1 protein-coding gene and 1 pseudogene are annotated in these 2,624 nt (G+C 69.4%); both read right to left on the bottom strand.

All coding sequences use genetic code 11. The features are described from left to right. Positions 1–627, bottom strand: a pseudogene (locus G6026_RS07355) (hypothetical protein); the annotation flags it as partial. 10 nt (positions 628–637) lie between these two features. Further along, complete coding sequence (gene treS, locus G6026_RS07350; RefSeq protein ID WP_228549585.1) at positions 638–2,479, bottom strand: maltose alpha-D-glucosyltransferase; 1,842 nt, start codon at positions 2,477–2,479, stop codon at positions 638–640. Between the last annotated feature and the right edge of the window lie 145 nt (positions 2,480–2,624).

Genomic DNA, 2,624 nt, shown 5'->3' with positions numbered 1-2,624 from the left:
GGCCCCGCCCCCGTCGGCCCCGTTCCCGTCGACCTCGTCGTCGTCGAGTTCCACCCAGCCCCGAAGCGAGGCGACGGCGGGGCACTGCCGGTCAGCCAGCGCGGCGTGGAGCTCCACGTCGGGGTTCAGGCCGGGTTGGACCAGTCGGAACACCTTGACCATGAGGTCGTCACCGAACACCAGGGACGAGTTGGACTGTTCGCCCTCCAGCAGCCTCCCGCGGACGGGCTCAGGGGCCGGGGCACCCTCCACCAGGCGGAATCGCAGACCCCCCACGAGGTCCTGCGCGGCCAGGTGGGTCACGAGTGACTCGGTCCCGCGCGGGTCGCGCAGTCCGTCGTAGACGACCGGTGAGGCGCCCTCCGGGGTCAGGGGGAGCGTCCGGCGGTCGTCGGGCAGGGACTCCGCGGTGGCCAGCGGGACCTGGTAGCGCTGCGGTCGGCCGTCCACCTCCACGTCGACCAGCAGGTGCTCCACCAGGACGTCCTCGTGGTCCAGCAGGACCGCGCGCCGGGCGATCCGCACCGCGGACAGTCGCCGGCCCTTGCCCGCGAACCACCGCTGTGCGGGAAGCCACTCGGTCAGCAGGGTGACCATGGTGTCGTCGTCGACCGGGGGGATGCTCATGGCGTGCCTCTCATGCCGGTGTCTCGGTGGGACTGCGCAGTTCCAGCCAGTAGAAGCCGTACCCGGGGAGGGTGAGCTGATACGGGTCGGCGTCGATCTCGGGGAACGGGACGCCGCCGGTGAGCTCGGTGGGTCGGCGGCCGGCGAACTCGGACAGGTCCAGACGCACGGCCTGCGGGAACCGCGAGAGGTTGTTGACGCACAGGATCACGTCCGCCTGCGGGTCCTCCTCGGGGGACCCCATCGTCCGGAGGTAGGCCAGGATGCTCGGGTTGGACCCACCCAGGTCGACGAACTCACCGCGTCCGAACGCGGGGTGGCTCTTGCGCACGTGGATCATGCGACGCGTCCAGTGCAGCAGGCTGGCGGTGGAGTTGAGCTGCGCCTCCACGTTGACCCCCTGGTACCCGTACTGCGGGTCCATGATCACCGGAAGGTACAGCCGGCCCGGGTCGCAGCGGGAGAAGCCGGCGTTGCGGTCGGGGCTCCACTGCATGGGTGTGCGGACGGCGTCACGGTCGCCGAGCCAGATGTTGTCGCCCATCCCGATCTCGTCGCCGTAGTAGAGCACCGGCGACCCGGGCAGGCTGAGCAGCAGCGCCGAGAACAGTTCCAACTGGTTGTGGTCGCCATCGAGGAGCGGGGCCAGGCGCCGCCGGATGCCGATGTTGGCCTTCATCCGTGGGTCCTTGGCGTACTCGGCGTACATGTAGTCGCGTTCCTCGTCCGTGACCATCTCGAGCGTCAGCTCGTCGTGGTTGCGCAGGAAGATGCCCCACTGCGCCGAGGAGGGGATGTCGGGGGTGTGCGCGAGGATCTCGGTGACCGGGAACCGGGACTGGCGCCGCACCGCCATGAAGATCCGCGGCATCAGCGGGAAGTGGAAGGCCATGTGGCACTCGTCACCCACCTCGGGCTCGCCGAAGTACTCGACGACGTCCTCGGGCCACTGGTTGGCCTCGGCCAGCAGGACCCGCCCGGGGTACTCCTCGTCCACCACCGCCCGGCACCTGCGGAGGAACTCGTGGGTCTCCGGCAGGTTCTCGCAGTTGGTGCCGTCGCGCTCGAAGAGGTACGGCACGGCGTCCAGTCGGAACCCGTCGATCCCCAGGTCCAGCCAGAAGCGCAGGACGTCGATCATCGCGTCCTGGACCTCGGGATTGTCGTAGTTGAGGTCGGGCTGGTGGGAGAAGAAGCGGTGCCAGTAGAACTGCCCCCGCACCGGGTCGTAGGTCCAGTTGGACGTCTCGGTGTCGACGAAGATGATGCGGGCGTCCGGGTACCGGGTGTCGTCGTCGGACCACACGTAGAAGTCCCCGTACGGCCCGGTGGGGTCGGAGCGCGACTCGGTGAACCAGGCGTGGGTGTCGGAGGTGTGGTTCATCACCAGGTCGGTGATCACCCGGATGCCCCGCTGGTGGGCCTGGTCGAGGAATTCGACGAAGTCCTCGACGGTGCCGAACTCGGGCAACACGGCGCGGAAATCGCGGATGTCGTATCCGCCGTCGCGCAGCGGCGAGTCGTAGAACGGCGGCAGCCACAAACAGTCCACCCCGAGCCACTCGAGGTAGTCGAGCTTCTCCGTGAGCCCGCGCAGGTCTCCGGTGCCGTTGCCGTCCGAGTCGTTGAACGCCCTGACCAGGACCTCGTAGAAGACCGCGGACTTGTACCAGTCTCGATCGATCTCGAGCTCGGCCGCGTGCCGGTAGCTGTCGGCGCTGGGCTCGACCACGTGCCCGTCGTCGGTGAGCTCGGGCTCCGCGTGCCGGGGATCGGGGTGCCGGGGATCGGACGGGTGCGGGTCGGCCTGGTGTGGGTCGGCATGAAGTTGGTCAGCCCGGTGGCGCGACATCGGAGACATGGGGGCGAGCCTACGGGCCAGTACGATCCGTTGCATGTGGAAAACCGGCCCGACGGAGCGCATCCGCGGCCTGAGGAGCGTGGATCCCGCGCGGTCGTACCGCGGGCGGCACGGCCGCCGGGCGCGCGCGCTCGCG

It is taken from the genome of Dietzia sp. DQ11-38-2 (genome assembly GCF_014145055.1).
Taxonomy (GTDB): Bacteria; Actinomycetota; Actinomycetes; order Mycobacteriales; family Mycobacteriaceae; genus Dietzia.
This window is presented reverse-complemented; position numbering and strand designations above follow the sequence as displayed.

Coding starts and splice junctions, on each gene's coding strand:
- treS (WP_228549585.1), bottom strand. CDS start 2,479: ATGTCGCGCCACCGGGCTGACCAACTTCATGCCGACCCACACCAGGCC.